28 protein-coding genes, 1 tRNA gene and 1 riboswitch are annotated in these 26,565 nt (G+C 70.0%); of the genes, 12 read left to right on the top strand and 17 right to left on the bottom strand.

Translation table 11 applies throughout. From position 1 onward, the window contains the following. Positions 1-27 precede the first annotated feature (27 nt). Entirely contained in the window at positions 28-882 is an 855-nt protein-coding gene (locus ACIBEJ_RS39455; RefSeq protein ID WP_397188065.1) for a rhomboid family intramembrane serine protease, read from the top strand. Between the two features lie 34 nt (positions 883-916). On the opposite strand, the gene ACIBEJ_RS39450 is transcribed toward ACIBEJ_RS39455, so the two are convergent. Beyond that, positions 917-1,162 carry a cell division protein CrgA gene (locus tag ACIBEJ_RS39450; protein ID WP_397188064.1) on the bottom strand — a complete coding sequence of 82 codons (246 nt, stop codon included), beginning with the start codon at positions 1,160-1,162 and terminating at the stop codon, positions 917-919. A 145-nt stretch (positions 1,163-1,307) separates the two neighbouring features. On the opposite strand from ACIBEJ_RS39450, the gene ACIBEJ_RS39445 reads away from it, so the two are divergent. The 3 genes from ACIBEJ_RS39445 to ACIBEJ_RS39435 are packed head-to-tail and all read left to right on the top strand — an operon-like array spanning position 1,308 to position 2,685. Beyond that, positions 1,308-1,943, top strand: coding sequence for a class E sortase (locus ACIBEJ_RS39445; protein WP_397188063.1), 636 nt, complete (start codon positions 1,308-1,310; stop codon positions 1,941-1,943). 3 nt (positions 1,944-1,946) lie between these two features. Next, positions 1,947-2,105, top strand: a complete 159-nt coding sequence (locus ACIBEJ_RS39440; RefSeq protein WP_397188062.1) for a hypothetical protein — start codon at positions 1,947-1,949, stop codon at positions 2,103-2,105. Positions 2,106-2,112: 7 nt separating this feature from the next. Further along, on the top strand, positions 2,113-2,685 hold the full coding sequence (locus tag ACIBEJ_RS39435) for an anthranilate synthase component II (RefSeq protein ID WP_397188061.1): 573 nt from the start codon (positions 2,113-2,115) through the stop codon (positions 2,683-2,685). 148 nt (positions 2,686-2,833) lie between these two features. Here the strand turns inward: ACIBEJ_RS39435 and pknB are convergent, their stop codons facing one another. From pknB to ACIBEJ_RS39400, 7 genes are all read right to left on the bottom strand, one after another. Beyond that, complete coding sequence (gene pknB / locus ACIBEJ_RS39430; RefSeq protein WP_397188060.1) at positions 2,834-4,672, bottom strand: Stk1 family PASTA domain-containing Ser/Thr kinase; 1,839 nt, start codon at positions 4,670-4,672, stop codon at positions 2,834-2,836. Positions 4,673-4,766: 94 nt separating this feature from the next. Then, positions 4,767-6,275 carry a serine/threonine-protein kinase gene (locus ACIBEJ_RS39425; RefSeq protein WP_397188059.1) on the bottom strand — a complete coding sequence of 503 codons (1,509 nt, stop codon included), beginning with the start codon at positions 6,273-6,275 and terminating at the stop codon, positions 4,767-4,769. Further along, positions 6,272-7,738, bottom strand: coding sequence for a peptidoglycan D,D-transpeptidase FtsI family protein (locus ACIBEJ_RS39420; RefSeq protein ID WP_397188058.1), 1,467 nt, complete (start codon positions 7,736-7,738; stop codon positions 6,272-6,274). The genes ACIBEJ_RS39425 and ACIBEJ_RS39420 overlap by 4 nt, the downstream gene beginning before the upstream one ends. Beyond that, the gene (locus tag ACIBEJ_RS39415) at positions 7,735-9,102 is read right to left on the bottom strand and encodes an FtsW/RodA/SpoVE family cell cycle protein (protein WP_397188305.1); all 1,368 of its coding nucleotides are present in this window, start codon (positions 9,100-9,102) and stop codon (positions 7,735-7,737) included. Before ACIBEJ_RS39415 ends, ACIBEJ_RS39420 begins: the two co-directional genes overlap by 4 nt. A 44-nt stretch (positions 9,103-9,146) precedes the next feature. Beyond that, entirely contained in the window at positions 9,147-10,421 is a 1,275-nt protein-coding gene (locus ACIBEJ_RS39410; protein ID WP_397188057.1) for a Stp1/IreP family PP2C-type Ser/Thr phosphatase, read from the bottom strand. Further along, positions 10,418-10,888 (bottom strand): FHA domain-containing protein, encoded by a 471-nt coding sequence (locus ACIBEJ_RS39405; protein WP_379615684.1) that lies wholly within the window; start codon positions 10,886-10,888, stop codon positions 10,418-10,420. Before ACIBEJ_RS39405 ends, ACIBEJ_RS39410 begins: the two co-directional genes overlap by 4 nt. A gap of 17 nt (positions 10,889-10,905) precedes the next feature. Then, positions 10,906-11,646, bottom strand: coding sequence for an FhaA domain-containing protein (locus ACIBEJ_RS39400; RefSeq protein ID WP_397188056.1), 741 nt, complete (start codon positions 11,644-11,646; stop codon positions 10,906-10,908). A 198-nt stretch (positions 11,647-11,844) separates the two neighbouring features. On the opposite strand from ACIBEJ_RS39400, the gene ACIBEJ_RS39395 reads away from it, so the two are divergent. Beyond that, a tRNA-Leu gene (locus ACIBEJ_RS39395) sits at positions 11,845-11,927 on the top strand. Positions 11,928-12,360: 433 nt separating this feature from the next. On the opposite strand, the gene ACIBEJ_RS39390 is transcribed toward ACIBEJ_RS39395, so the two are convergent. Further along, positions 12,361-13,371 (bottom strand): hemolysin family protein, encoded by a 1,011-nt coding sequence (locus ACIBEJ_RS39390; RefSeq protein ID WP_397188055.1) that lies wholly within the window; start codon positions 13,369-13,371, stop codon positions 12,361-12,363. Between the two features lie 2 nt (positions 13,372-13,373). Next, positions 13,374-14,723: a hemolysin family protein gene (locus ACIBEJ_RS39385; RefSeq protein WP_397188054.1), complete on the bottom strand. Its 1,350-nt coding sequence runs from the start codon at positions 14,721-14,723 to the stop codon at positions 13,374-13,376. A 247-nt stretch (positions 14,724-14,970) separates the two neighbouring features. Here ACIBEJ_RS39385 and ACIBEJ_RS39380 point away from each other — a divergent pair, with 247 nt between their 5' ends. Next, complete coding sequence (locus ACIBEJ_RS39380; protein WP_397188053.1) at positions 14,971-16,227, top strand: LCP family protein; 1,257 nt, start codon at positions 14,971-14,973, stop codon at positions 16,225-16,227. A gap of 184 nt (positions 16,228-16,411) precedes the next feature. On the opposite strand, the gene ACIBEJ_RS39375 is transcribed toward ACIBEJ_RS39380, so the two are convergent. Next, positions 16,412-17,065: a GPP34 family phosphoprotein gene (locus ACIBEJ_RS39375; protein WP_397188052.1), complete on the bottom strand. Its 654-nt coding sequence runs from the start codon at positions 17,063-17,065 to the stop codon at positions 16,412-16,414. Positions 17,066-17,118: 53 nt separating this feature from the next. Here ACIBEJ_RS39375 and ACIBEJ_RS39370 point away from each other — a divergent pair, with 53 nt between their 5' ends. After that, complete coding sequence (locus tag ACIBEJ_RS39370) at positions 17,119-17,997, top strand: Fpg/Nei family DNA glycosylase (protein WP_397188051.1); 879 nt, start codon at positions 17,119-17,121, stop codon at positions 17,995-17,997. Here ACIBEJ_RS39370 and ACIBEJ_RS39365 read toward each other — a convergent pair. Together ACIBEJ_RS39365 and ACIBEJ_RS39360 are read right to left on the bottom strand one after the other, a co-directional pair. After that, a complete protein-coding gene (locus ACIBEJ_RS39365; RefSeq protein WP_397188050.1) occupies positions 17,990-18,469 on the bottom strand; it encodes a DUF1203 domain-containing protein in 480 nt (159 codons plus the stop codon). The two genes, ACIBEJ_RS39370 and ACIBEJ_RS39365, sit on opposite strands and share 8 nt — an antisense overlap. 62 nt (positions 18,470-18,531) lie before the next feature. Beyond that, positions 18,532-18,855 (bottom strand): rhodanese-like domain-containing protein, encoded by a 324-nt coding sequence (locus ACIBEJ_RS39360; protein ID WP_397188049.1) that lies wholly within the window; start codon positions 18,853-18,855, stop codon positions 18,532-18,534. 76 nt (positions 18,856-18,931) lie between these two features. Then, positions 18,932-19,046, top strand: a riboswitch (TPP riboswitch). A 64-nt stretch (positions 19,047-19,110) separates the two neighbouring features. Here ACIBEJ_RS39360 and ACIBEJ_RS39355 point away from each other — a divergent pair. Then, the gene (locus tag ACIBEJ_RS39355; protein ID WP_397188048.1) at positions 19,111-20,427 is read left to right on the top strand and encodes a purine-cytosine permease family protein; all 1,317 of its coding nucleotides are present in this window, start codon (positions 19,111-19,113) and stop codon (positions 20,425-20,427) included. 85 nt (positions 20,428-20,512) lie between these two features. On the opposite strand, the gene ACIBEJ_RS39350 is transcribed toward ACIBEJ_RS39355, so the two are convergent. Further along, positions 20,513-21,070, bottom strand: coding sequence for a methylated-DNA--[protein]-cysteine S-methyltransferase (locus ACIBEJ_RS39350; protein ID WP_397188047.1), 558 nt, complete (start codon positions 21,068-21,070; stop codon positions 20,513-20,515). 102 nt (positions 21,071-21,172) lie between these two features. Between ACIBEJ_RS39350 and ACIBEJ_RS39345 the strand changes: the two genes are divergently transcribed. Continuing rightward, positions 21,173-23,032, top strand: coding sequence for a PAS domain S-box protein (locus tag ACIBEJ_RS39345; protein ID WP_397188046.1), 1,860 nt, complete (start codon positions 21,173-21,175; stop codon positions 23,030-23,032). A gap of 142 nt (positions 23,033-23,174) precedes the next feature. Further along, positions 23,175-23,606, top strand: coding sequence for an ATP-binding protein (locus ACIBEJ_RS39340; RefSeq protein WP_397188044.1), 432 nt, complete (start codon positions 23,175-23,177; stop codon positions 23,604-23,606). On the opposite strand, the gene ACIBEJ_RS39335 is transcribed toward ACIBEJ_RS39340, so the two are convergent. The 3 genes from ACIBEJ_RS39335 to ACIBEJ_RS39325 are packed head-to-tail and all read right to left on the bottom strand — an operon-like array spanning position 23,590 to position 24,653. After that, positions 23,590-24,207 (bottom strand): YidC/Oxa1 family membrane protein insertase, encoded by a 618-nt coding sequence (locus ACIBEJ_RS39335; protein ID WP_397188043.1) that lies wholly within the window; start codon positions 24,205-24,207, stop codon positions 23,590-23,592. The genes ACIBEJ_RS39340 and ACIBEJ_RS39335 overlap by 17 nt on opposite strands. Positions 24,208-24,255: 48 nt before the next feature. After that, positions 24,256-24,486, bottom strand: coding sequence for a DUF6412 domain-containing protein (locus ACIBEJ_RS39330; RefSeq protein WP_397188042.1), 231 nt, complete (start codon positions 24,484-24,486; stop codon positions 24,256-24,258). Then, the gene (locus ACIBEJ_RS39325) at positions 24,483-24,653 is read right to left on the bottom strand and encodes a hypothetical protein (protein WP_397188041.1); all 171 of its coding nucleotides are present in this window, start codon (positions 24,651-24,653) and stop codon (positions 24,483-24,485) included. The genes ACIBEJ_RS39330 and ACIBEJ_RS39325 overlap by 4 nt, the downstream gene beginning before the upstream one ends. 83 nt (positions 24,654-24,736) lie before the next feature. On the opposite strand from ACIBEJ_RS39325, the gene ACIBEJ_RS39320 reads away from it, so the two are divergent. Further along, a complete protein-coding gene (locus ACIBEJ_RS39320; RefSeq protein ID WP_397188040.1) occupies positions 24,737-25,426 on the top strand; it encodes a response regulator transcription factor in 690 nt (229 codons plus the stop codon). Beyond that, positions 25,423-26,487, top strand: a complete 1,065-nt coding sequence (locus ACIBEJ_RS39315; protein WP_397188039.1) for a sensor histidine kinase — start codon at positions 25,423-25,425, stop codon at positions 26,485-26,487. Before ACIBEJ_RS39320 ends, ACIBEJ_RS39315 begins: the two co-directional genes overlap by 4 nt. Positions 26,488-26,565 lie beyond the last annotated feature (78 nt).

Raw genomic sequence — 26,565 nt, 5'->3', positions numbered from 1 at the left:
GCGGGCTGCAGGCCATAGGCTGCGAGCATGACCAGCCAGCCGCCCAGCCCGCCCGAGCAGCCTGCCGAGGCGGTGCCGACGTGTTACCGGCATCCCGACCGTGAGACCTGGGTCCGTTGCCAGCGCTGCGACCGCCCCATCTGCCCCGACTGCATGCGTGACGCGGCCGTGGGCTTCCAGTGCCCCGAGTGCGTCGCGCAGGGCAACCAGGGTGTACGGCAGGCCAAGGCGACCTTCGGCGGCACGGTCGTCAGCACGCCCTACGTCACCTGGGCCATCCTGGGGATCAACATCCTGGTCTTCGGCGCCCAGTACCTCACCGGCAACGTCGTCACGCGCGAGCTGGGGATGTGGCCGGTGGGCGTCGCCTTCGGCGAGCAGTACCACCGGCTGATCACCGCCGCGTTCGTGCACGGCGGAGTTTTCCACATCCTGTTCAACAGCTGGGCGCTGTACGTCGTCGGCCCGTACCTGGAGCGCGCCTTCGGGCACGTGAAGTTCACGGCCATCTACGTCGTCAGCGCGCTCGGCGGCTCCACGCTCGGCTACTGGCTGGACACGCCCGACACGCTCACCGTCGGCGCGTCCGGTGCCATCTTCGGCCTGTTCGGCGCGATCTTCGTGGTCGGCAGGAAGCTCAACATGGACGTGCGCGGCATCGCCGTGCTGATCGTGATCAACCTGGTGATCACGTTCCTGCCCGGTTTCAACATCAGCTGGACCGGCCACGTGGGCGGTCTGATCACCGGATCGGCCCTGGCCGCGGCGCTGGCGTACGCCCCCAAGAACAACCGCGCCGTGTGGCAGACGCTGACCGTGGTGGGGGCGGTGGTCGTCCTCGGCGTGCTCGTGTTGCTCCGGACGTCCGCGATCGTGAGCTGACTTTCCCCAGGTGTGGAAAAGACTGTGGAAAGAACTAACGCCAGCGGGTGGAAAGCACCACACCGAAGATGATGAAAACGAACCCGATCAGTAGGTTCCAGTTCTGCAGGCCGCCGATGAAGGGCGCATCGGGCGCGATGTAGTAGATGGCGATCCACAGGATGCCGATGATCCACGCGGCCACCATGGTCGGCGCCAGCCAGCGGGGGCTGACCTTGACCTGCTGGGTCTTCTGCGGCGGGGTGTAGACCGCCTTCTTGCGAGCCTTGGGCTTGGACACTGGATAACTCCTGCTGAGGGCCTGGGGCATCCGGATCGTCCACAGGCTCTGTGGGTAGCGTAGTTGAAGCGTGGCCAAGGATAGTCGCCACGCGCATGACATGGCGATCCCCAGCGACCGGATCACTGCCCAATACCCTGGCCGGGTGAGGGCCATCCTGCGGACCGTGGGGGAGCTGAGCATCACGGCGGGCGTGATCATGCTGCTCTTCTGCGCCTACCTTCTCTGGGGCACCAGCGCCTACACCCAGCGCCAGCAACTCCTGCTGCAGCAGCAACTCGCGGAGGAGAGCGTGGAGCCGGCGCAGCCGGCCGCCGACGGCAAGGTCCCCAAGATCTCGCTGGGCAAGGCGCTGGCGCTGCTGCGCATCCCCAAGCTGGGCCGCGACTACCGGTACGCGGTGGTCGAGGGCGTGGAGACCGACCACCTGAAGAAGGGCCCGGGCCACTACCCGGGTACGGCGCTGCCCGGCCAGGTCGGCAACTTCGTGGTCTCCGGTCACCGGACGACGTACTCGGCGCCGTTCAACCGGATCGACGAGCTCCAGCGTGACGACGAGATCGTCGTGGAGGCCCGCGAGGCCCGCTACACCTACCGGGTGACCTCCCAGGACATCGTCGAACCCAACGAGATCGAGATCATCGCCCCCGTGCCCGGCAAGCCCGACATCAGCCCCATTCGCTCATATATCACGCTCTCTACCTGTCATCCCGAGTACTCGGCCGCCCAACGACTGATCGTCTACGGCGTGCTCAAGGAGACCGAGGAACGAAAGGTCTGACACATGTACGGCTGGCTCTGGCGCAAGCTCCCGGACCCGCTGGGCAAACGGCTCCTGACGGCCGCGGTCCTGGCCGCGATCGCGGCAGCCGTACTCTGGTATGCGGTCTTTCCGCTGCTCGAACCCGCGGTGACGCTCGACGAGGTCACCGTCAGAAAGTGAGCTCCACGTGACGAGGGTGCTGGTCGTCGACAACCACGACAGCTTCGTCCACACCATCGTCCAGTACCTGCGCGAACTGGGCGCCCGCTGCGACGTGCGCCCGCGCGACGAGGTGCTGCCGGGCGACGCGGACGGGTTCGACGCGGTGCTGATCAGCCCGGGGCCCGGCACGCCCGAGGCGTCCGGCGTGAGCGTCCCGCTGGTCCACCACGCGGCGAACCACGGCCTGCCGCTGCTGGGCGTCTGCCTCGGCCACCAGGCCATCGCCGTGGCCTACGGCGCGGCCGTATCGACCGCCCCCGAGCTCATGCACGGCCGCACCAGTCAGATCGCGCACGACGGCAAGACCGTCTACGAGGGCCTGCCCAGCCCGGTCGAGATGACCCGCTACCACTCGCTGGCCGTGGACCCGGCGACGGTCCCCGACGTCCTGGAGGTCGTCTCCCGGACCCCCGACGGCGTCATCATGGGCCTGCGCCACCGCACGGCCCCCGTGGAAGGCATCCAGTTCCACCCAGAGTCGATCCTTTCCCATCATGGGCACCGACTCCTGGCAAACTGGCTGAACTCCACGCTGTAACGCGCTCGGGGCCGCGTACGACTACTCATTAAGCGTCCCCGCCGTTGCCCCCGAGCGGCGGGGGCGCCTTTTCACGCACCCGGTTCTCACGCACCCGGCCGGGAACGCCGGCGGGCCCCCCGGAAACCGGAGGGCCCGCCGTCTGGCCTCAGAAACCGCCGTCGTCGCCCGGCGGCTCGTCCTCCGTCGGCTCACCCGTCGGCTCGCCCGTGGGGAACGGCGGGTCGGTGCTCGGAATCTCGGTGGGCTGCTCCTCAGGGCCGGTCGAGACCACGATCGTGACCTGGGTCTTGGGCGCCAGCTTGGTTCCCTCACCCGGGTTCTGCTGGATGACGACGCCCTCCGGCTTGTCCGGGCTGGACTGCTGGATCACCCTGACCCGGAACCCGGCCGCGCGCAGCGCCGCGGAGGCGTCGGCCTCGGTGAGGTCGACCACGCTCGGCACCTCGGACAGCTCCGTGGGCACGAAGAGCGTGACGGTGCTGCCCTCGTTGACCTCGGCGCCGGACTCGGGGTCGGTCTTGTAGACCTTGCCCTGCGCCTTGCTCGAAGTACCGGTCTTGAAGACGGGTTTCAGCCCGAGGTCGGTCAGCAGCGTGCGGGCCTCGTCCCTGTCGAGCCCGATGAGCCCGTCGGGCACCTTGACCTTCTGCACGCCCTTGGACACGGTGAGCGTCACCTCGCCGCCCTTGGGCACCTCGGCGCCGACCGCGGGATTGGTGGAGATCACGACGCCCTTCTTGACGTCGCTGCTGAACTCCTCCTCCACCTTGGGCACGAGCCCCAGCGAGGTGATCTCCGTCTCGGCTTCCTTCTGCGTCTTGCCGGTCAGCAGCGGCACCTTCACCGGCGCCGCGGCGGTGGGCGTGCCGCCTCCGCCGCCGCCGAGGAAGGCGTAGGCGACGCCGATGAACGCGCCGATGATCAGCAACGGGATCACGATCCACAGGGCGGTCTTGACCGCCTTGTTGCCGCCTCCGCCGCCCGCGCGCCGGCGACCGCCACGGCCGCCGTGCTCGGTGTCGCCGTACTCGTAGGGCGGGATCGCGCCCGTGCGGCCGGTCGCCGGGCCGCCCTGCTGCTGCGTGGCGGCCATCGTGCGGGTGCCGCCGTAGTTGGTCATCGCCATCGTCTGGGCGTCGACCGGCATCCCCGACATCGCGCGCTGGATGTCGGCGCGCATGTCCTGGGCGCTCTGGTAGCGCTGGGCGGGGTCCTTGGCCATCGCCTTGAGCACGATCGCGTCGGCCCACGCGGGGATCTCGGGGTCGATCTGCGACGGCGGGATGGGCTCCTCGCGCACATGCTGGTAGGCGATCGCGACGGGGGAGTCGCCGGTGAACGGCGGCTGCCCGGTCAGCAGCTCGTAGAGCACGCACCCGGTGGAGTAGATGTCGCTGCGGGCGTCGACGCGCTCGCCGCGCGCCTGCTCGGGCGACAGGTACTGGGCGGTCCCTATCACCTGCGCGGTCTGCGTCATGGTGGCGGCCGAGTCGGCCATGGCGCGGGCGATGCCGAAGTCCATCACCTTGACGTCGCCGGCGCGGGTGATCATCACGTTGGCCGGCTTGATGTCGCGGTGCACGATGCCGCCGCGGTGGCTGTAGTCGAGCGCCCGCAGGATGCCGTCGACCAGCTCGACCGCGCGCTCCGGCATCAGCCGCCGGTCCTGGCGCAGCAGGTCGCGCAGCGTCCTGCCGTCCACGTACTCCATGACGATGTAGGGCACGGGGGTGCCCTCGGTGCCGTCTTCTCCGGTGTCGTAGACCGCGACGACGGCGGGGTGGTTCAGGGAAGCCGCCGACTGCGCTTCGCGTCGGAACCTGGCCTGGAACGTGTGGTCCCTGGCCAGGTCGGACCGGAGCGTCTTGATCGCGACGATGCGGTCCAGCCGGATGTCTCGGGCACGATACACCTCGGCCATGCCGCCGCGCCCGACGACACCGTCGAGTTCGTAGCGACCACCGAGTAGCCGAGGCTGAGTCATTTCCTGCACTGTCCCTTACCGTTCATCTTGGGTACCGGCCTGCACCGTGCTGTAACGAGTGGCCGCCGGTGTCCATCATCAACCCCGAGACGCATCACGTCTCCTCCTTCGGCGGGTTTGTGTCACCCGGGTCAGGTGAGGCCGTCGGTGTCGGTGTCGGCGTCATCGTGGGCGTTGGGGTGGGTGTCGGAGTCGGAGTCCGGGTCCGGGTCGTCGTCGGGGTCGGTTTCGGAGTCGGCTTCTGACTTGGAGTTGCCGACGAGCTTACGGTAGCTGACCGCGAGGTTACCGGCCTCGTCGACTTCACCGGAACCACCGGCGGGCGCGGGGTCGGCGACTTCGACTTGCGAGGTTTGACCTCCGCGGGCCGGTTAAGGGAGGCCTGGGTGGGTTCTGCCACGTCAGGCGGGGGTAGCGGCTCCTGCCCCTTCGTGGCCATGAACGCGGCGAAACCTACCGCCGCCACGGAGGCCGCGGTGGCGAAAAGCACCACGGTCCGCCGTCCCTTGCGGGCCGCCGGGGCCTGCCGCGTGGTGAGCGGCGCGCCGCCGCCGAGGTCGTCGGTGGTGCGATCGGACCCCTCGGGCTGCGAATACCCCCGCGCGACGTCCCCGCCCGCGCCCTGCTGGGACACACCGGTGTACGGCTGGCGCACACCACCCGGCTGGGGGGCGCTGCCCGCACCCGTGTACGCCTGGGGGGCGCTGCCCGCACCCGTGTACGGCTCCCGCACCCGGAACCCGGCCGGGTCGGTGAACATGCTCAGGTCGGTCCCCTGCTGGAGCGAGGCCAGCGAGTCGCGCAGCACGTACGCCCGGTCGGCCAGCTCCATAGCCGACCCCGGCCGGCGCTCGGGATCCTTCGACAACAACGCCATGACCAGCTCGCGCACCGGCCGCGGCACGTCCGCGCCCAGCGGGGGCGGCGGCTCGTTGAGGTGCATGAGCGCGATGGCGACCTGGGTGTCGGCCTGGAACGGCGGCCGCCCGGCCAGGCACTCGTAGGCCACGACGCCGAGGGAGTAAAGGTCTGTCGCCGGGGTGAGGGTCGTGCCCTGGGCCTGTTCGGGGCTGACGTACTGGGCGGTGCCGAGAACGGTGCCCGTCTGGGTGACCGGCGCGGCCTCCAGCGCCCTGGCGATGCCGAAGTCGGTCACCTTGATCTTGCCGTCGGGGGTGACCATCAGGTTGCCGGGCTTGATGTCGCGGTGGATCACGCCGGAGCTGTGGGCGGTGTGCAGCGCCTTGGCGGTCTGGTTCATGACGTCGAGCGCCACCTCGGGCCCGAGCGCCCCGTTGCGCGCGAGGATCGCCGACAGGGGCTCGCCCTGGACCAGCTCCATGACGAGGAAGGCCAGGTCGGCCTGCTCGCCGTAGTCGAAGACCTGCGCGATGCCGGGGTCGGCGAGCCCGGCGGTGATGCGCGCCTCGTTGCGGAAGCGGCTACGGAAGGTCGGGTCGCCGGAGACGTGGCTGCGCAGCACCTTGACGGCGACCTCGCGGGCGAGCAACTGGTCGCGGGCACGCCATACCTCGCCCATGCCGCCCGCGGCGATGCGGGAGACCAGGAGGTAGCGGTTGGCGAGCAGCGTGCCCGGGGTCACCTGTCGAGCACCGCCTCGGTGATGGCCTTGCCGATCGGCGCGGCGACGCCGCCGCCGGTGGCCTCCTCGCCGACCCTGGCGGCGCCGGACTCGACGAAGACGGCCACGGCCACCTGCGGGTCCTGGGCGGGGGCGAAGGAGATGAACCAGGCGTGGGGCGCCCGGCCCTGGCGGGTCTCCGCGGTGCCGGTCTTGCCGCCGACCTCGACGCCGGGGATCTGGGCGTTCTTGGCGGTGCCGTTGGCGACCACGCTGACCATCATGCCCTTGAGCTTGGCGGCGTTCTCGGGGCTCATCGCCTCGGAGAGCTCCTCGGGCTCGCCCTGGTCGACCGCGTCGCCCTTGGCGTCGGTGATCTTGTTGACGAGGTAGGGCTTCATGACCGAGCCGTTGTTGGCGATGCCCGCGGCGACCATGGCCATCTGCAGGGGCGTCATCACCGCGCTGCGCTGGCCGATCGAGGTCATCGCGATGGCGGCGGGGTCGTCGGCCTCCTCCTTGCCGATCGTGCTGGCCTCGACCGCCATGGGGATGCTCAGCGGCTCGCCCACGCCGAACCTCTTGGCCTGCTCGGCGATCTTGGCGTAGCCCAGGTCAAGGCCGATCTTGCCGAACGGGGTGTTGCACGAGCGCTCCAGCGCGTACACCATCGGCACCTGCCCGGTGCCGCAGGCCGCGCCGCCGTAGTTGGGCAGCGTGGTGGTGGTGTTCGGCAGGCTGAGGCGGGTGGGCGCGTCCACGACCGTCTGGCCGTCGCGGCTGGAGTCGTCCTCCAGCCAGGCGGCGGTGGTGACGACCTTGAACGTCGAGCCGGGCGCGTAGAAGTCCCCGATCGCACGGTTGATCAGCGGCTTGTCGGGGTCCTTCGCCAGCTTGTCGTACGCCGAGAACGCCGCCGGCTTCTCCGGCACGGAGATCTTGGCCGGGTCGTAGGTCGGCAGCGAGACCAGGGCGAGGATCTTGCCGGTCTTGGGCTCGATCGCGACCGCGGCCCCGCGCTTGCCGCTCTGGCGCAGCGCGTCGTAGGCGGCCTTCTGCGCCTTGGGGTTGATCGTCAGGTCCACGTTGGCGCCCTTGGTGGGCTCGCCGGTGAACAGGTCGATGCTGCGGCGCAGGAGCAGGTCGGAGCTGGAGCCGTCGAGCAGGCTGTTCTCCGAGCGCTCGACGGCCGACTCGCTCTCGGGGGAGAAGAAGCCGGTGACGTGCGCGTAGAGCGGGCCCTCCGGGTACTCCCTGACGAAGCGGAACGTGCCCTTGGTCTCCTTGGACTGCGCCAGGATCGTCTTGCCGCTGGCGGTGATGCGTCCGCGCTGGACGGCGTAGCGCTCGTAGTAGTTGCGGGTGTTTCTGGCGTCCTCGCGGTAGCCGTCGGCCTTGACCGCCTGCAGATAGTTGACGTTGATCATGAGCAGCGCGAACATGGCCAGGCAGGCCACGGCCGCGCGCTTGAGTGTGCTGTTCATCGCTGGAACACCTGCGTCAGTCCTTCGTCCTGGATCGCCTGGGGCGGAGGCCTTCTCGCTGCGTCCGACATGCGTACCAAAAGGGCGATAAGTATCCAGTTAGCCAGTAGGGCGGAACCACCCTGGGACATGAACGGGGTGACCAGTCCGGTCAGCGGGATCAGGTTCGTGACGCCGCCGACGATGATGAAGACCTGCCAGGCCAGCAGGAAGGACAGACCGCCCGCCAGAAGCTTGGTGAACGGGTCGCGGGCCGCGATGGAGGTGCGCAGGCCGCGCTCCACGATCAGCGCGTAGACCATGAGCAGCGCCATCAGGCCGGTCAGCCCGATCTCCTCGCCGGTCGCGGCGAAGATGAAGTCGGAGAAGGCCAGCGGGATCAGGTCGGGGTGACCCTGCCCGAGGCCGCTGCCGAGGATGCCGCCCGAGCCCATCGCGAACAGGCCCTGCATGAGCTGGGCGCTGCCGCCGAGCTCCCGGTCGAAGAACTCCGGCCGGCCCGGGTCGAGCCAGACCTCGAAGCGGGCGCCCACGTGGTCGAAGAGCATCCCGGCCAGTACGGCGCCGCCCACGAACAGCAGGATGCCGATGATGACCCACGAGATGCGCTGGGTGGCGACGTAGAGCATCGCGATGAACGTGCCGAACAGCAGCAGCGACGAGCCGAGGTCCTTCTGCATGACCAGCACGCCGAGGCTGACGCCCCAGGTGATGAGGACAGGGCCGAGGTCGCGGGCGCGGGGCAGGTCGATGAAGAGCAGCCGGCGCCCGGCCAGCGCGAGCACGTCGCGCTTGGCGACCAGGTATCCGGCGAAGAAGATGACCAGGGCCAGCTTCGCGAACTCGGCGGGCTGGATCTGGCCGATGCCCGGGATGCCGATCCAGATGCGGGCGCCGTTGATGTCCTGGCCCAGGCCCGGGATCAGGGGCGAGACCAGCAGGAAGAGCCCGGTTGCGCCGGCGGTGTAGGTCAGCCGCTGCATCGCGCGGTGGTCGCGCAGGAAGATCAGGGTGAGGCTGAACAGCACGATGCCGATCAGCGTCCAGAGCAACTGCGTGTTCGGCGAGGCCAGCTTGGCCGACGGCAGCCCGGAGTCGGACTCCGACAGCCGGTAGATCATCACCAGGCCGAGGCCGTTGACCAGCGTCACCAGTGGCAGGATCAGCGGGTCCGCCCAGGGCGCGAACTTCGCCAGCACCAGGTAGGCGGCCAGCATCAGTCCGCCCAGGCTGAGGCCGTACGTGAGCATGCCGGACGGGATCTGCTCGTCCATGGCCAGGCCGACGTTGGCGTACGCGCCCATCACGACGGCCACCGCGAGCGCGAGCATGAGAAGCTGCGCCACACGCCGTTTCGCGGGCATGGGGACGGGGGCTGCTGCCACTTCGTTACTCACCTGTTCGGACCCTACTGCGACTTCTTCGTCGCTGTTGGGGTGGGCGAGGTGGAAGCCGGCGGAGTTGTCTTGTTCGTGGAGGGCTTCAAGCCACTGATCCTCTTGATGCCGTCATCAATGCTTTCGACAGGGATGCCCTGCTGGATGTCGGCTTTGTCGGGGTCTGAAAGGTTGGATACCTGCAGGCCGGTCCCCTTGACCACCTCGTAGAGCTGGAGCGGCCCGACTTCTTGCTGGATGCCGCGATATATGACCACTTCGTCGCCCCTAGCTCCAACGAAGAACTGGTCCTGGGTCCACTGCCATCCGAAGTAGCCGCCGACGCCTACGCCGACCGCACCGATGGCGAGCACGGTGACCAGCACGGGCCACACCCGGCGACGCTTCTGCGAGCGGCGGGACGTCTGGACGCCCGGCTCGTCGAAGTCGTCGTCGGTGATGGCCGGCTGGGGCGCTGTCACCGCGCTTACTCGCCCCGCCGGACTGCCCGAGGGGTTGCCGCGTGAGCGAGTCATGCCCGCCGCGCCGACGACCGCGGCCTCCGCGGGCACGGGTTGCCCGTCGGTCAGCTCGATCACGTCGGCGAGCACGCACGTGATGTTGTCGGGACCGCCGCCCCGGTTGGCCAGGTCGATCAACTGGCGCACGACCTCTTCCGGGTCGTCGATGTTCGTCAGCGTGGCGTGCAGCGTCTCCGCGCTCACCACCCCCGACAGCCCGTCGGAGCAGAGCAGGTAGCGGTCGCCGATCTGCGCCTCACGGAGCGTGAGGTCGGGATCGACCTCGCCGCTGCCGTCGAGCGCCCTGAGCAGGATCGACCGCTGAGGATGCGTCGCCGCCTCCTCGGGGGTGATCCGCCCGTCGTCGACCAACTGCTGCACCAGCGTGTGATCGTGGGTGATCTGGTAGAGCTCCCCGCGCCTGAGCAGGTAGGCGCGCGAGTCGCCGACGTGCACCAGGGCGACCTGGGTGCCGTTCCAGAGCATGGCGGTCAGGGTGGTGCCCATGCCCTTGAGGCTCGGGTCCCTGCCCACCATCTCGTGCAGCTTGCGGTTGGCGTCGCGTACCGCTGCCTCGATGGCGTTGAGCAGGTCACCCCCCTGCTGGGCCTCTTCGAGCGAGGCCATTGCGGCGATGGCGACGGAGCTCGCCACCTCGCCGTGTGCGTGCCCGCCCATACCGTCCGCGACGGCGAGCAGGCGGCCGCTAGCGTACGCCGAGTCCTCGTTTCCTTCGCGGAGGAGGCCGACGTCCGAGCGGGCGGCGTAGCGGAGTGCGATGGTCATTTGCGCAATTCAATGACTGTCTTGCCGACGCGGATCGGAACACCGAGCGGCACCGGGGTCGGACGGGTGACTTTTGAGCGGTCGAGATACGTGCCGTTGGTCGAACCGAGATCTTCCACGATCCACTGACCGTCCTGAGGGAAGAGCCGGGCGTGCCGGCTGGAAGCGTAGTCGTCGCTGACTACCAGCGTGGCGTCGTTCGCCCGGCCGATGGTGATGGGCGTCTCCGTGAGGTTAATGGTGGTGCCTTGCAGGGGGCCACCCGTCACAACCAGTTGGCGTGGCTCGCCCTTCTTGGGCTTTGGCTTTGCCACGGGTTTGGCGGGTTTGGTGCCCTTGCGTGGCCCCGCGGGAGCAGTGCGTGATCCGAACAAGTCAGTCCGGATCACGCCGACTGCGGCAATGACGAAGAACCACAGCACCGCCAGGAAGGCGAGCCGGATCAGCAGCAGCGTGAGCTCGGACATGGACCGTTTGTCTACCCCTAATCGCGCCGGAACACCAGGGTCGTGCGTCCCAACGTCACTCGCGTGCCGTTCTGGAGCTCGATCCTGCGTACCGGCTGGCCATTGACGAATGTGCCGTTCGTGGATCCCAGGTCGACGAGGGCGACCTGCTGGCCCTCGACGCGCAGCTCCGCGTGGTGACGGGAGACGCCGGGATCGACGAGACGGAGATCGCAGTCGGTGCCCCTGCCCAGCAGGGTCACCGGCGTGGTGAGCTCGTACGAGCGGTCGCCCTGGGGGTCGTCCTGTGTGGACACCAGCAGGCGGGGCCGGCCGTTGAAGGCGTGCGGCCGCGAGGGCGGCAGGTCGCTGGCCGGCTGGCGGATCTCGTCCTGCTCGACCGTGGCGCCGCGGATGACGCCCGACCTGATGCGGAACAACCCGACGGCCAGGTCGCCGGCCGTCTCGAAACGCACCCGGACCGGTCCCACGAAGGAGTAGCCCTGCTCTTTGGCGTACTCCCTGGCGAGGTTGGCCAGCTCGTGGCTGATGCTGTCGGCGTAGACCTCAAGCCGTTCACTGTCCGTGGTGGACAGCTCAACCACGAAGTCGTTGGGCACGAGTGTCCGACCCTGGGCGACGATCGCCGCGCGCTCGTCCATCTCACGCTGAACCGCGCTGGCGACCTCGACCGGCTGAAGGTCAGACTTGAACGCCCGCGCAAAGGCCCCCTCAACCAAGCCTTCGAGCCGTCGCTCGAAGCGCTGAAGGACTCCCACCGGGTACCTCCCTTCCTCCGTGCATATGATCGCGGCCGCAAGAAGCTGCTGCTCCTGGCTTCCGCTCGTTCCACGCGACCGTGAGCCAGGCGCTCGTCGGCAGTCGCGCCCAGCTCATCCGCTCCCGTGTCTTATGCGATCGTATCCGGGTTCAGTACCAGCGGCAGTTCCGTGCTACTGTTTCTCCGCACCCAACAAGGGCGGGTGGCGGAACGGCAGACGCGCACGGTTCAGGTCCGTGTGTCCGAAAGGACGTGAGGGTTCAAATCCCTCCTCGCCCACGAGTAGGCGGAGGTTTGTGGTCGCAGCTCCTTCGGAGCTGCTCCCGCAGGCCTCCTCTTTATTTCCCCCGGGGGATAACCCCCGGACCCCCAGCCAGGCTTTCGCCCGGGCACTTTCCCCTGCCCGAGTCTTCCCCCTGCCCGGGTCTTCGGGCTGTCTGTCTCTGCCCGGGTCTTTGGGCTGCTTGGTTTTCTTGTTGCCCGGCGCGTCCAGGTCATCTTGATTGCCAGGTCCTTCCCTTTTCCCCGGGTTTCTTGATGCCTTGGCCTTGCTGGTGGCAGACCCACAGTGACGAAACGAGCCCCGGTTCGCAAGAGCCGGGGCTGTTCTTTTTGCTGGGCGCCCGCGTCCGGAGAAGGTAGACGCGGGCGCTTGCAACTTGGTTTCTAACCGCTTTCGCGGGTTTCGCCATGAGCGGACAAGATTTGACCCTTAGGCGGCTATCGCCCGCATGTCGAGGAGTTCGCCTAGAAGGTCGGTCAGGCTGACCAAGCCGATTACCGTGCCGTCTGCGCTGGTCACCAGGCCCAGGTGGGCTCTTGCCTCCTGGAGGACGGTCACCGCCTCGGGGACCTGGGTTACGCAGGCTAGCCGTGGCAGGGGGCGGGCCAGATCTGTTGCCGTTGCTTCCTTCTGGAGGATCGCGTCCCTCGCGTGCAGGACGCCCTGGACGTCTGTGCCGGAGCCCACGAGAAGTCTCAGGTGTCCGGTTCTGGCCGCGACCTCCTTGATCCTGGTCGCGTCGGCCTCACCGTTGACGCAGGCGGCGTCGGCTATCGGAACCATGAGGCGTTCGATGCCCTCGGCCTGCAGGCGCAGGGCGCGGGTGAGCAGGTCGTGCTCCTCGCGGTCCAGCAGGCCCATCCTGGCCGACTCGCCGACCAGCATGGCCAGTTGGCGCGGGGTTCTCGTGGTGGCCAGCTCGTCGCGGGCCTCTACGCCGAACAGGCGCAGGATGACATTCGTCACTCCGTTCAGCGTCCACAGCAGCGGCTTCATCAGCGAGGTGAACGCGCGGAACGGCACCGTCAGCAACAACGCCGCCCGCTCCGGGTGGGTCAGCGCCCACGACTTCGGCGCCATCTCACCGATGACCATGTGCAGGAAGGTGACCAGCGCCAGCGCGATCGTCAGCGCGATCGGCATCCGCAGCGACTCCGGTACGCCCATCGCGGCGAAGACCGGCTCCAGATAGTGCTCGATGGCCGGCTCCGTCACCTGGCCGAGGCCCAGCGTGCACAGGGTGATGCCGAGCTGGGCGCCGGCCAGCATGAGCGAGAGCTGCCTGCTGCCGCCCGCGGCGGACTTGGCGGCGAACCTGACCACGCGGTTGCCGCCGGTCGCCACCTCCTCCAGGCGGTGGCGCCTGGCCGAGACGAAGGCGAACTCGGCCGCGACGAACAGGGCGTTGAAGGCCAGCAGCGCGAGGCTTATGATGATCATGGTCATCGGGCGGCCTCCGCGTGGTGCGGGACCGGCGCCAGCCGTACCCACTCGGGGACCCTGCGGCTGAGCGACAGGACCGTGAGTTCGGCGAGGTGCTCATCGGGGTCTTCCGTGAACGGGTCGGTCTCCGGCACGCACTCGACCGTCACCGCGTCGCCCGGCTCCGCCATGCGGCCGAGCCTGGCCAGCACGAGTCCGGCCAGCGTGTCGTAGTCGTCGCTCTCGGGCAGGGCGATGCCGGTCGCGCGCTCGACCTCGTCGAGGCGGAAGGACGCGGGCACCTCCCAGGTGCCGTCGGGGTGCCGGGTGGCGCCCTCGGGCTCGGGGTCGTTCTCGTCGACGAGCTCGCCGACCAGCTCCTCCGCGAGGTCCTCGACGGCTACGACGCCGGCCAGCCCGCCGTACTCGTCGATGACGCAGGCGATGTCGTCCTTGGCCTGGCGCATGCGCTCCAGCACGAGCGGCAGGGGGAGGGAGTCCGGCACCAGCAGCGCGGGACGGGTGATCTCGGCGATCAGGCCGTCCTCCAGGCCGGAGCCGAGCAGTTCGCGGACCCCGGTGACGCCCGCGACGTCGCCGTCGGCGCCCAGGACGGGGTAGCGGGAGTGGCCGTGTTCCCGCATCGCCTCGACCAGGTCGGAGACCGGCCGGTCGGAGCGGAGGACCACGACGCGCGGGCGCGGGACCATGATCTCCTCGGCGTTGCGGTCGCCGAACTCCAGCGCGCGCTCCAGCAGCTCGGAAAGGCGCGGGGGCAGCTCGCCCGCCTGGGTGGACTCGGCGATGATCCGGGAGAGCTCCTCCGGGGTGGCGCCGTGCTCCACCTCCTCGACCGGCTCGATGCCCACCCTGCGCAGCAGGCCCGTGGCGGCGGAGTCGAACAGCCGCACGACGGGGCCGACCACGGCCAGGTAGACCAGCGTGGAGCGGGCCAGGAACTTGGCGACGGGCTCGGGCCTGGCGATGCCGAGGTTCTTGGGGGCCAGTTCGCCGAAGACCATCTGCACCACCGTGGCGACGAACACGCCCGCGGTGAGGGACAGGCCGGTGATCGCGGCGGGCGGCAGGCCCATGTCGGTCAGCCAGGGTCGCACCAGCGTCGCGATGGCCGGCTCGGCGAGGAATCCGACGAGCAGCGCGGTGACGGTGATGCCGAGCTGGGCGCCCGACAGCATGAAGGAGAGCCGGGAGGTCACCTGGAGGGCCTTCTCGGCGGACTTGTCGCCGGCCGCGGCCTGCTCGCGCAGGATCCCCCGGTCAGCGGCGACGAAAGCGAACTCCTGCGCGACGAAGTAGCCGGTCGCGACGGTGAGGAGGAGGAGGGCCAGCAGGCCCAGATAGGCGCTCACCGCAGTGAGCCGCCTTCAGCGGAACCCGTGCTCGTGCACGGGCTGCTACTCCATGGGTCCGAAGCGGACACAATCTTCCCTTCGATAGAGGTCGTCCATAAACCGTAACGACGCTGGTGGCGTCAGATGTTTCCGGAGTGACCCGGAGTGTGTTCCGCGTACTTTTCCGTGGGAAATCCTTGGTGGGGCGCATCCACTGGTGGGGGGCTCGACGTAGCGTTATGGCAACCGATGGGAGAGGGAAGACGTGGCAGAGGAAGATCGCACGCGCCCGCTGCGCTCGCCGGGCGAGGGACGCCCGTTGCCGAGCCGGCCTGACGACGGCATGCGGTCGGCCGGCGCTCCGGCGCATCAGTTCCCGCCATCTCCGGCCGAGCCGCCGCGTTCGAGCGGGCGGGTCTACGGCCGCGAGCGTCCCGGCAACAGCCCGGTGAAGCCGCTGAAGTCGCGCGGCGGCGGTGGCGGCGAGGTGCCGCCCACGGCCGTCCACCAGGGTGGCGGCGGGCGGTTCAACCGGCCGCCCAAGCCGCCTCGGTCAGGGCGGCGCCGGCCCATCGGGAAGATCGTCGCGATCAGCGTGGCGGGCTTCCTCGTGGTGCTGCTGGTCGCGGCCATCGGCATGTTCTTCTGGGTGAACTCGCGGCTCACCGGCATCCCCGGCGTGCTCGACGACTACGAGGGGCGTCCCGGCGACACCCCCGGCACCAACTGGCTGCTCGTCGGCTCCGACAGCCGCAAGGGCCTGACCGCCGCGCAGCGCAAGAAGCTCGCCACCGGCCGCGCGGCCGGGCAGCGCACCGACTCGATGATGCTGCTGCACATCCCCGAGGGCAGCGACAAGGCGACGCTGGTCAGCCTGCCGCGCGACTCGGCGGTCACGATCCCCGGCAGGGGCCGCAACAAGCTCAACGCCGCCTACACGCTCGGCGGGCCGAAACTCCTCGTCCGGACCATTGAGAACGTCACCGGTGTGCACATCGACAACTACATGGAGATCGGCTTCGCCGGGTTCGTGGGCATCGTGGACGCGATCGGCGGCGTCGAGATCGACGTCAGGGCCGCCATCAACGACCCCAAGGCCGGGCTCAACCTCAAGAAGGGCAAGCAGGTGCTGACCGGCGGCGAGGCGCTCGGCTACGTGCGCACCCGCAAGGGCGGCGCGCTGCCGGACTTCGAGCGGACCAAGAGGCAGCGGCAGTTCCTGGGCGCGGTGGTGAAGAAGGCGGCCAGCCCCGGTGTGCTGATCAACCCGTTCACCTCGATCCCGCTGGCGGCCAGCGCGACGGACGCGGTCGTGGTGGACGACTCGACGGGGGCGTTCGACATGCTGTCGCTGGGGCTGGCGATGGGCGACAGCCCGGTGACGACCGTGGTGCCGTTCGGCGGCAACGAGATCGCGGGCGGCGGCCAGGCGGTCAAATGGGACACCCAGAAGGCGCTCGCCCTCTTCAACGCCCTCAAGGAAGACAAGCCCGTCCCCAAGGCCATCCTCGACGCCAACTAAAAGCCCTCCATCCGTTACGGCCCAGCCGCCCCCACCCCACCCGCCGCACCCCTGGCCCTCTGTTGAGGGAGACGGCAGGCAGGGCGCGCGGGCGGCCCGCCGCAACGCCGCCCCGCCGGCCCGCGGCGGGGCCCCGGCGTCGGCATGCGGCGGGCCGGTTCCGTCCCGGCTCAGGCCCGGTGCGTCAGGTTGTCGTCGTGGTCGCCGTCACCGCGGCGGTCGTGGCGGTGATCAGGATGACCGAGTTGATGGCGGCGATCGTCTTGGCCACCGCGTCGCCTGCCCACTGGCCCTCGGCGATCTCCTTGACCCGCTTCCTGTCGGCCCCGGGGAAGGCCTTGCGGTCCAGGTTGGCGGCGTGCAGGACCGCGATCAGCACGGCCGTGCGCGGGTCGGGGTCGGTGCCGCCCAGCACGGCGGCCACGCGGGCGCGGATCTCCGCCTCGACCCGCCCGTCCGCCTCCGGCCAGCGGGTGGTGGGGAACAGGCCGAGCACCTTGGCCCGCTCCTCGCTCAGGACTTCCGCCGCGGCCAGCCGTTCCAGAAGGCGCTTGCGGAGTTTGCCCGAGTACAGTTTCTGCACCCACCACACCGGGCGGCGGGCCTTGCCGTCCTCGGCCATACGGGCCAGGACGGCGTCGAGCTCGGGGTCGCCGAGCGGGGCGGCGTTCTTGACGGAGACCTTCTTGTCCGACAGTTCGAGCCGGTCGTTGATCGCCAGCTCGGCGAGGATGGCGCCGCCCAGCGCGGTGTCGAGCTGGGTTCCGGAGATGAGCTGCTTACCCTCGTCCTCGCTGTGGGCGAGAAGGAGGACTTCTTCGGCGATCGTCACGTTCATACCTTGACCCTAGCGCCGTGTTTTCCACAGCCTGTGGACCATAATCTGGATGCATGCCCGAACTTCCAGAAGTGGCCTCGCTCACCGAGTTCCTGCGTGAGCGGGCGGTGGGCCGGACGATCCTGGCCGTCGACGTGGTCGCCTTCCAGGCGCTGAAGACCTTCGACCCGCCGGTCAGCGCGCTCGGCGGGCTCACGGTGACCGGCGTGGCGCGGCACGGCAAGTTCCTCGACCTCGACTGCGACGGCCTCCACCTGATCATCCATCTGGCCCGCGCCGGGTGGCTGCGCTGGAAGGAGGACCTGTCGGGCGCGAAACCGGTCCGTCCCGGCAAGGGCCCCCTCGCGGTCCGGGTACGGCTGGCGCCCGACGACGAGGGCCTGGCGCCGGGGTTCGAGCTGACCGAGGCGGGCACGCAGAAGCGCCTCGCCGTCTATGTCACGAAAAATCCGGACGAGGTGCCGGGCATCGCCGCGCTCGGCCCCGACCCGCTGGCCGACACCTTCACCGTGGACGTGCTGAAGGGGATCTTGGGTGGCAACCGTACCCAGATCAAGGGTCTTCTGCGCGATCAGAAGGTGATCGCGGGCATCGGCAACGCCTACTCCGACGAGGTGCTGCACGCGGCCAAGATGTCCCCGTTCAAGATCGCGGCCACGCTGACCGACGCGCAGGTGGCCGACCTGCACGAGGCGATCGTCACCACGCTGCGCGAGGCGGTCGAGCGGGCGCACGGGGTGGCGGCCAAGGACCTCAAGGCGGAGAAGAAGTCCGGCCTGCGCGTGCACAACCGGGCCGGTCAGCCCTGCGACGTGTGCGGCGACACCATCAGGGAGGTCTCGTTCGCCGACTCCTCGCTGCAGTACTGCCCGACCTGCCAGACCGGCGGCAAGCCGCTGGCCGACCGGCGGATGTCGAAACTGCTCAAGTAGCCCGGTGGGCGGCGAAGTGGTAGCAGCCGTACTCGACCGCCCGTACGTGGACCATGGCCACCTCGGGGTCGGACAGCACCTCCTTGAGCGCCACCTGCGGGTCGGCGCCCTCGGGCAGGAGCCGTCCGCCGTGGATGCGGCCTTCCGAGGTGTAGGCGCGCAGGACCCGGTGGGCGGTGTGGGCGGCGGGCCAACCGGCCGAGTCCGGGCCCGCGCACGGCTCGGCGTGGACGAAGATCGGGCCCAGTTCGTCGTAGGGCCCGGGGTGGGCGCCGGTCTCGGCGGCCCAGCGGCGCAACGGCGCGTACGACACCAGGGCGATCCGATCGCCCGCCGCCGCCTTGCGCAGACAGCACCGCAGCGGCGCGCCGCCCTCCTCGTCAACGCTGAAGACGGGCGCCCTGCCCGCGTCGTCGGCCCGGAGCAGCTCCCGCACGATCACCGGGTCGATCGCTCTGATCTCGTATTCCATGTCCCGATGCTCTCCCGCCCCGCCCTGGAACGCTGGCGGCGGTCGGACCCGGCAATCGGGATTCAGGCCACGAACGGCTCCTGGCCGCTCTCGCTCACCATCGGCAGCCTGGCCGCCTCCCACGACTGCATGCCGCCGCCGACGTTGACCGCCTCGCGGCCGACGTGGTTGAGCCAGGCCGCCGCGTGCGCCGAACGCCCGCCGACCCGGCACACCACGTAGACGGGCTGCCCCGCGGGAACCTCGTCGAGACGGGCCTGCAACTCGCCCATGGGGATGTGCACCGCATCAGGAGCGTGCCCCGCCACCCACTCGCCCTGCTCACGCACGTCGAGCAGGTACGCGCCCGCGGGCACGTCCTTCGCCTCGATCTCAGGAACCGTCATGCACCCATTCTCCCAGGCCCCGAGACCGCCCCGTGTCTTGCCAGTTTCCGGCCGGATGGCATAATCCGCTCGAAACTTACATAAGCGCGGGAGCTCGGGCACGGCCGGGCTGAGAGGGCAATCCCCACGCATTGCCGACCGCATGAACCTGACCGGGTAATGCCGGCGTAGGGAGCGTTCACGATGACGCGTGTCGTCGATGGATCACACAACTCGGAGGGATCACACAACTCGGAGGGATCTCACCACTCGGAGGTGGCCCTGACCCTGGACGGGGCCACGCCGAAAACCCTCGGCGTGCTCGACCAGGGCGCGCTGTGGGCCAACCTCGCGGTCAGCCTGCTGGGCTTCTCCGGCGCGCTGCTGCTGCTCAACCCCCTCGGCGACGCGCCGCTGAGCCTGGCCGCGGCGCTCACCGCCACCGCGGTCGGCAGCCTCATCGGCACCGCCATGGTGGGCCTGTCGGCCATCCCCGGCACCCAGACGGGCAAACCGGCCATGGTCCTGCTGCGCGGGCTGTTCGGGGCGAAGCTGTCGTACATCCCGACCGTGCTCAACATCGTCCAGATGGTCGGCTGGGGCGCGTTCGAGCTCTGGGTCATCTCCAACGGCGCGATGGCCATCTTCGGTACGGCGGTGCCGTACGCGGTATGGGTGCTCGTCGCCGGAGCGGTCACCACGGCGCTGACGATCTGGCCGCTGGGCGCGATCAGGCTGCTGCGCAGGTACGTGACGATCGCGGTGATCCTGGCGATGATCTGGTTCGCGGTGGACTTCCTGGGCAAGGCCACGCCGCAGACCGGCGGCGACTGGAGCGCGTTCGCGCCGGCCGTCGACTACGTGATCGCGCTGTCGATCTCGTGGGTGCCGCTCGCCGCCGACTTCGCCCGGCACTCGCGCTCCAGCAGGGCCGCCTTCACCGGCGTCGTGGGCGGCTACACGCTGGCCCAGATCGCCTGCCTGGGCCTGGGTGTCTACGCGGTCGCGCTGGCGGGGTCCGCGGCGGTCACGGCCGACTCGACCGCGGTGTTCGCGCCGTTCGTGGCGGCGCCGCTGGGCGCGCTGTTCTTCGCCGTCCTGGTGCTGCGCGAGACCGACCAGTCGTTCGCGAACGTCTACTCCACGACCGTCTCCCTGCAGAACCTCATGCCCAGGGTGGACCGGCGGATCTTCTCCACCGTCATCGGCGTGCTGACGATCGCGATCGCGCTGGCCGTGGACGTCACCTCCTACGGCGCGTTTCTCGGGGTGATCGGCGCGGTCTTCGTGCCGATGTTCGCGGTGCTCGCGGTCGACTACTTCCTGCTCGGCGGCCACGCCCGGTGGAACACCGCGGAGGACGCGCCGGCCCGCTGGTCGATGCTGATCCCCTGGGCGCTGGGCTTCGCGGCCTACTGGGTGACCACGGGCACGCCCACGGTCGCGGCGTGGGACGGGATCTGGCTGTCGTTGCGCGAGGCCGTACGCCAGCCGTGGATGAACGGCGCGCTCGGCGGCGCCATCGTGGCGGCGCTGGTGACGCTGCTGGTCGGGCTGCTCGGCGGCGCGCGCGGGCGGGAGCGGGCGAAGTGAGCCCGCGGCTCTCGCCGTTCGGTCAGTGGCTCTCGACGGTCGGTCAGTGGCTCTCGAAGGTCGGTCAGCGGCTCTCGGCGGCCCGTCAGCGGCTCTCGACGGTCAGGAGGTGGCGCTTGGCGGCGGCGCCCCCGGCGTAGTCGCCGAGCCCGCCGTCGGCCTGCACGATCCGGTGACACGGGACGATCACGCAGACGGGGTTCTCGGCGAGCGCGTTCCCGACCGCCCGCAGCGCGCGCGGCCGGCCGATGCGCTCGGCGATCTCGCCGTAGGTCGTGGTCGTCCCGTACGGCACCGCCATCATCTTCTGCAGAACCGTCCTGGCGAACGGCGTGGCGAGGGTGAGGTCCACCGGCGTGGTGAACGTGCGCAGGCGGCCGGAGAAGTACGCGTCGAGCTCGCGGCGCACCGGGTCGAGCCGGGCGGCGTCGGGCCCGATGAAGGAGCCGAACTGCCTGGCGACCCGCTCGAAGACCGTGTTCTCCTCGTCGAAACTGCAGGTCACGACCCCGCGGGCGGTCACGGCGAGCACGAGGGCGCCGACCGCGCCCTGGTAGAGGCCGAAGGCGACGTCGGGCGGCTCGTCGCTGCGGTAGGTCGAGGAGGTCACGCGGAGCAGGGCATCGAGGTCACCGCTCGACATACCCTCACCCACTTCGCCACCTGGGAACCCGTGACCGCAGCGTATCGGACGGATCGCCCGACGGAAGCACCCCGCCACGGGCACTATGGAGATGTGGGAGACATGCGGGCAGGTAGTGACGACGACCTCGCCGCCGTGGTGCTCGCCAGTTCCCCGAACGCGATCATCGCCCTCGACCGGGACCAGACGGTGCTCCACTGGAACCCCGCGGCCGAGCGGCTCTTCGGCTGGACGGCCGCGGAGATCGTCGGACGCCGGGCCCCGATCGTGCCGGCGGAGCTGACCGCCGAGCACAACGCGGTGCTCGAACGCGTGCGCACCGGCGGCCAGGTCTCGCTGCACACCAAGCGTTTCCGCCGCGACGGGAGCCTGCTGGACGTGCGCATCGACACCAGCGCGCTGCTCCAGGGCAGCGCGGTGGCCGGGTACGTCTGCGTGCACCACCTGACGCAGGAGGACGAGGGCGCGCGGGTGCGCGTGGCGCGTCGCGAGCGGCTGGTGCGCCGGCTCAACGACGTGGTGGGCGACATCAACTCCGAGCTGGAGCTGCCCGCCGTACTCGACCGCATCGCCGCCAGCCTCACCGAGCTGACCGGCGCGGACGCGGGCGGTTTCGTGCTGATCGAGGGGGAACGGCTGCGCCTGGTGAGCGTGCACCAGTTGCCGGAGTCGCTGAAGGACACCACGGCCGACATGCGCAACAGCCTGGTCGGCAAGCTCTTACGCACCGGCAGGACCGTCCTGCTGGAGTCCCACGGGCTCGGCGACCTGGTCTGGGCCCGGCTGCCCGGACTGCACACGATCGCGCTCGGCGTGGCGGCGGTGGGCGGCCGGCCGTACGGGGCGCTGTACGCGCTGTTCGCCGACCACAAGCCGGGGCACGTCGAGCTGGAGCTGCTGGAGCTGCTCGCGGGGCACGCCGGGATCGCGGTCGGCAACGCGATGGCCTACCAGGACGCGGTACGCCAGCGGGCGCACGAGCGCGCGGTGTTCGACGCCAGCGCCGACGGCATCGCGGTCCTCGACGAGGAGGGCCGGGTGCTGCAGTGGAACCCGGCGGCGGCCGAGATGACCGCCTTCAGCGCCGAGGCGGTCCTCGGCGGCCCGCCGCCGTTCCCGCTGCCGCGGCCGGGGGAGAAGCTGACGTTCCAGATGGAGACGGGGCGCTGGCTCGACGTGGTGAGCGCGCGGATCGAGGAGACCGGGGAGATCGTCGTCGACTTCCGCGACGTGACGACGGCCAAGGAGCTCGAGGAGGCCAAGGATCTGTTCCTGGCGACCACGAGCCACGAGCTGCGTACGCCGATCACGATCGTCGGGGGTTTCGCCAGCACGCTCGACGCGCGCTGGGACAAGCTCAGCGACACCGAGCGGCGCTCGGCCGTGCACACGATCGCCGAGCGGGCCAGGTCGCTCGGGCAGCTCATCGACCATCTGCTGCTCGGCTCGCGGGCGGGGGCGGAGGAGCTGTCGGTGCGGATGGAGACGTTCGACCTGGCCGAGCGGGTGCGGGCGGCGACGCTGGGGCTGCCGGTGCTGTCGGACCGGCACAGCGTCGAGGTCGTCGTGCCGGAGGGCCTGCCGTCCGTGCGGGGCGACGCGCTGGCCACCGACATCATCCTGGGGCAGTTGCTGGAGAACGCGTTCAAGTACTCGCCCAGGGGCGGTCTCATCACCGTCGAGGCGTGGCAGGAGGACGATCGGGTGATCGTGGTGGTGGACGACGAGGGCGTGGGCATCGCCGCCCCGGACCGCGAGCGCATCTTCGAGCGGTTCGTGCAGGTGGACAGCGGTGATCGGCGCAGGTTCGGCGGGGTGGGGCTCGGGCTCTACATCGTGCGCAGCCTGGCCAGGGCGCAGGGCGGCGAGGTGAGCGCGCATCCCAGGCCCGGCGGCGGCACCCGGATCAGGCTGGCTTTGGGCCGTGCTCCTGATATCCGATCCGACACACCGGTGCGGTAACGAGGTGGTAACGGATGCGCTGATCTATCGTCCAATGTGTACAAGCTGTGATCGAGATGCGGTTTCTGGGACTGGGTAACGGGGCATTTCGGTCGTACCGGGGAGTGTTCCCTCGGGGGGAACTGGGAGCGGGGAGGTGCGCGTGTCGAGCGTGGTGCTGTTGCCTTACGCACCGTCCAGCGTCGCCGTCGCCCGCCAGCGTCTGAGCACTGATCTGCAGGCGAGCGGCGTGTTCGAGAATGCCATCGACGACGCCGTCCTGGTCGTGAGCGAGCTGCTGAGCAACGCTCTGAGGCATGCCCATCCACTGCCGTCCGGCATGGTCAGGGTGGCGTGGCTGTGGAGCGATGATCACATCGAAGTAGCGGTGAGCGACGGCGGAGCGGCCACCGAGCCGCGCGCGGGCCGCCCCACGCTCTCCTCGCTCGGTGGCCGTGGCCTGGGAATCGTCGAGTACGTCGCGGAGAGCTGGGGCGTTCGGCACGACGGCGACACCACTACGGTGTGGGCGGTCCTGCCCGCGCCGAACGGCGTGGCGAACGGGCAGGTGCCCGCGCTCAGAGAGGCCGGGTAGCCAGCACGGCCCGCTCCCCGGCCGTCCAGGCCGTGGAGACGAGCAGGTACAGCCCGGCCGCCAGCGGCATGAAGAGCGCGAAGAGCGCGGAGGCGAACGGCAGCGCCTTGATCCACGCCGGACCGTCGATCCTGCGGGCGGTCAGCCATGCCACGAAAGCGATCAGGAAGATCACCACGGCGAAGACCAAAAATGGCCAACTGATCAGTCCGTAATTCGCGACCAGTGCGGCAACCTGGTGCCCCAGGGGTGCGCCGAAAAGGGTTTGCCCGGCCAGCGCGGTCGGGTGCGTCGCGACCTGATACACCAGCCACAGGAACGGCGCCTGCGCCAGGCCAGGCCCGATCCCCGCGAACGGCGAACTGCCCTCCTTGGCGTAGAGCGCGTTCATCTCCTTGCCGAGCCGCTCGGGGTCACGGGCGTGGCGCTTCTGGAGCTCCTTCAGCTTGGGCGCGAGCCGTTCGCGGAGTCTGGCGGCTCTGGCCTGCTTGACGCCCAGCGGGATCAGCAGCACGCGGACCGCGACGGTGAACAGCACGATGCCGAGCGCGGCGTTGCCGCCCGCCGTGCCGATGACGAAATGGACCAGAGAGTCGATCATGAGCCCTTCCTCAGGGGGAATGAGGGCTCGCCCGGATACGAGCCCCGCCTAACGTGAAGCGGGGCTCGGTGACGGGGCTCTCGGTCTGGCCCGGCCGGAGGCGTCGGGATCGCGCTGCCGTACGAACGCGGTCCGGCGCGCGTAACGCAGCGGGAAGCTCGGCGCGGCGCCGTCACGCGCGGGCAGCAGCCTGGCCGCCCACGCCGACAGCAGCAGGATGCCGACGCTCGCCAGCGTGGCCAGCGCCACCAGCCAGGCGGGATCGAACAGGAAGGTCACCGCGAGGGCGACCCGCTGATCACCCTGACCGCGATGAACACGACCAGAGCGATGACGCCGATGATCAGAGCCACCTTGAACAGCACGGCGACCATCGGGAGGACGAAGTTGAACAGCACGAAGACAGCGGCCAGCGTGCCCAGCACCAGCGCGACAATGCGACCCATGTGACCAAGGTACGTCCTTCGGCGTCCTTACGGCTCGGTGACGTCCATATCGGTTGCGTCGCGCGGGGCCGTACCGTGAAGAGGTGAACACCCGCATCCTGGTGGTCGACGACGACCCCACGGTGGCCGAGGTCGTCGCCCGCTACCTGGAGCGCGACGGTCACCAGGTCGAATGCGTCGGCGACGGGGCCGAGGCGCTGCGCCGCGCCCTCGCCAGGCCGCCCGACCTCATGGTGCTCGACCTGATGCTGCCCAAGGTCGACGGGCTCCAGGTCTGCAGGAAGCTCAGGGAACGCTGGCCGGTTCCGGTCATCATGCTGACCGCGCTCGGCGAGGAGATCGACCGGGTGGTCGGCCTGGAGACCGGCGCCGACGACTACGTGACCAAACCGTTCAGCCCGCGCGAACTGGCCCTGCGCGTGCGTTCCGTCCTGCGTCGCGCCCGCGGCGCGACCGGCACCTCCGGCACCGGCGTCCTGCGCGACGCCGACCTCGCCGTCGACGTCGGCGCCCACGAGGTACGGCTCGGCGGCGAGCAGATCATGCTGACCGCCCGCGAGTTCGACCTGCTCGCCTACCTCATGCGCAACCCCCGGCAGGCATTCAGCCGCGCCCAACTGCTCGACCAGGTGTGGGGCTGGTCGTTCGGCGACTCCTCCACCGTGACGGTGCACGTGCGGCGGCTGCGCGAGAAGATCGAACCCGACCCGACCGCGCCCCAGCGGATCGTCACGGTCTGGGGTGTCGGGTACCGGTACGAACCGCTGCCATGACCGCCCTCTCCGTCCTCGTCGCCGCCGGGCTCGGCCTGCTCGTGGCCATGGCCGGGATCGGGGTGCTGCGCTGGCGGCGGGCCCGCTCGATCGGCGCCATGCTCGCCGTCGTCGTCGTGGCGGCCGTGGCCGCGACGCTGGCCGGGGTGGTGGCGATCACCATCGACATGGTCATCGAGGGCCGGGCCAGGGACGTCGTGCTGGCCGTCGTGGGTGTGGGGGCGCTGGTGGGGCTCGGGGTGGCGTACGTGGTGGCCCGGCGGGTGGTGCGGGAGAGCCGGCGGCTGGTCGAGGCGGTGCGGTCGGCGCCGTTCATCGCGCCGCAGGGGTTGCCGACCGAGCTTCAGACGATCGCCAACACGCTGGAGGAGGCTTACGCGCGGGAGCAGGCGCTGGAGGGGGCGCGGCGCGAGCTGGTGGCCTGGGTGAGCCACGACCTGCGTACGCCGCTGGCCGGGATGCGGGCGATGGCCGAGGCGCTGGAGGACGGCGTTGTCACCGACCGGCGGTATGTGAGCCGGATCCGGCATGAGGTGGAGCGGTTGTCTTTGATGGTGGACGACCTGTTCGAGCTTTCCCGGATCCATGCGGGGGCGTTGCGGCTGAGCCGTAGCAGGATCGGGCTGGCCGACCTTGTCGCCGATACGTTGGCCGGGGCTGAGGCGCTGGCGGCGGCCAAGGGGGTACGGCTGGCGGCCTCGGCGGCCCCTGCGCCGGTGGAGGCTGACGCGGGGGCGCTGGGGAGGGCGCTGGCCAACCTGGTCGTCAACGCCATCCGGCACACGCCCTCCGACGGGACGGTGACGCTCACGTCGGGGGTGCTGGACGGGACCGCGTATCTGGCCGTGGCGGACGGGTGCGGGGGGATCCCGGCGGCTGACCTTGACCGGGTGTTCGACGTCGCCTTTCGTGGGGAGGCTGCCAGGACGCCGTCTTCCGATGGGGGAGCGGGGCTTGGGCTGGCGATCGCCCAGGGCATCGTGGAGGCGCACGACGGGATGATCGGCGTGGTCAATTCTGGGCCGGGCTGCCGCTTCGAAATCCGCCTACCGCTGGCCTGACCAGGCACGGTCCTGCGCGCGCTGAGGCATGGTCCTCACGGGTGGGGCGCGCTGCGCGCGTGGGGCGGTCGGGCTGGT

The organism is Nonomuraea sp. NPDC050790, assembly GCF_044456745.1.
Lineage (GTDB): Bacteria > Actinomycetota > Actinomycetes > Streptosporangiales > Streptosporangiaceae > Nonomuraea.
This window is presented reverse-complemented; position numbering and strand designations above follow the sequence as displayed.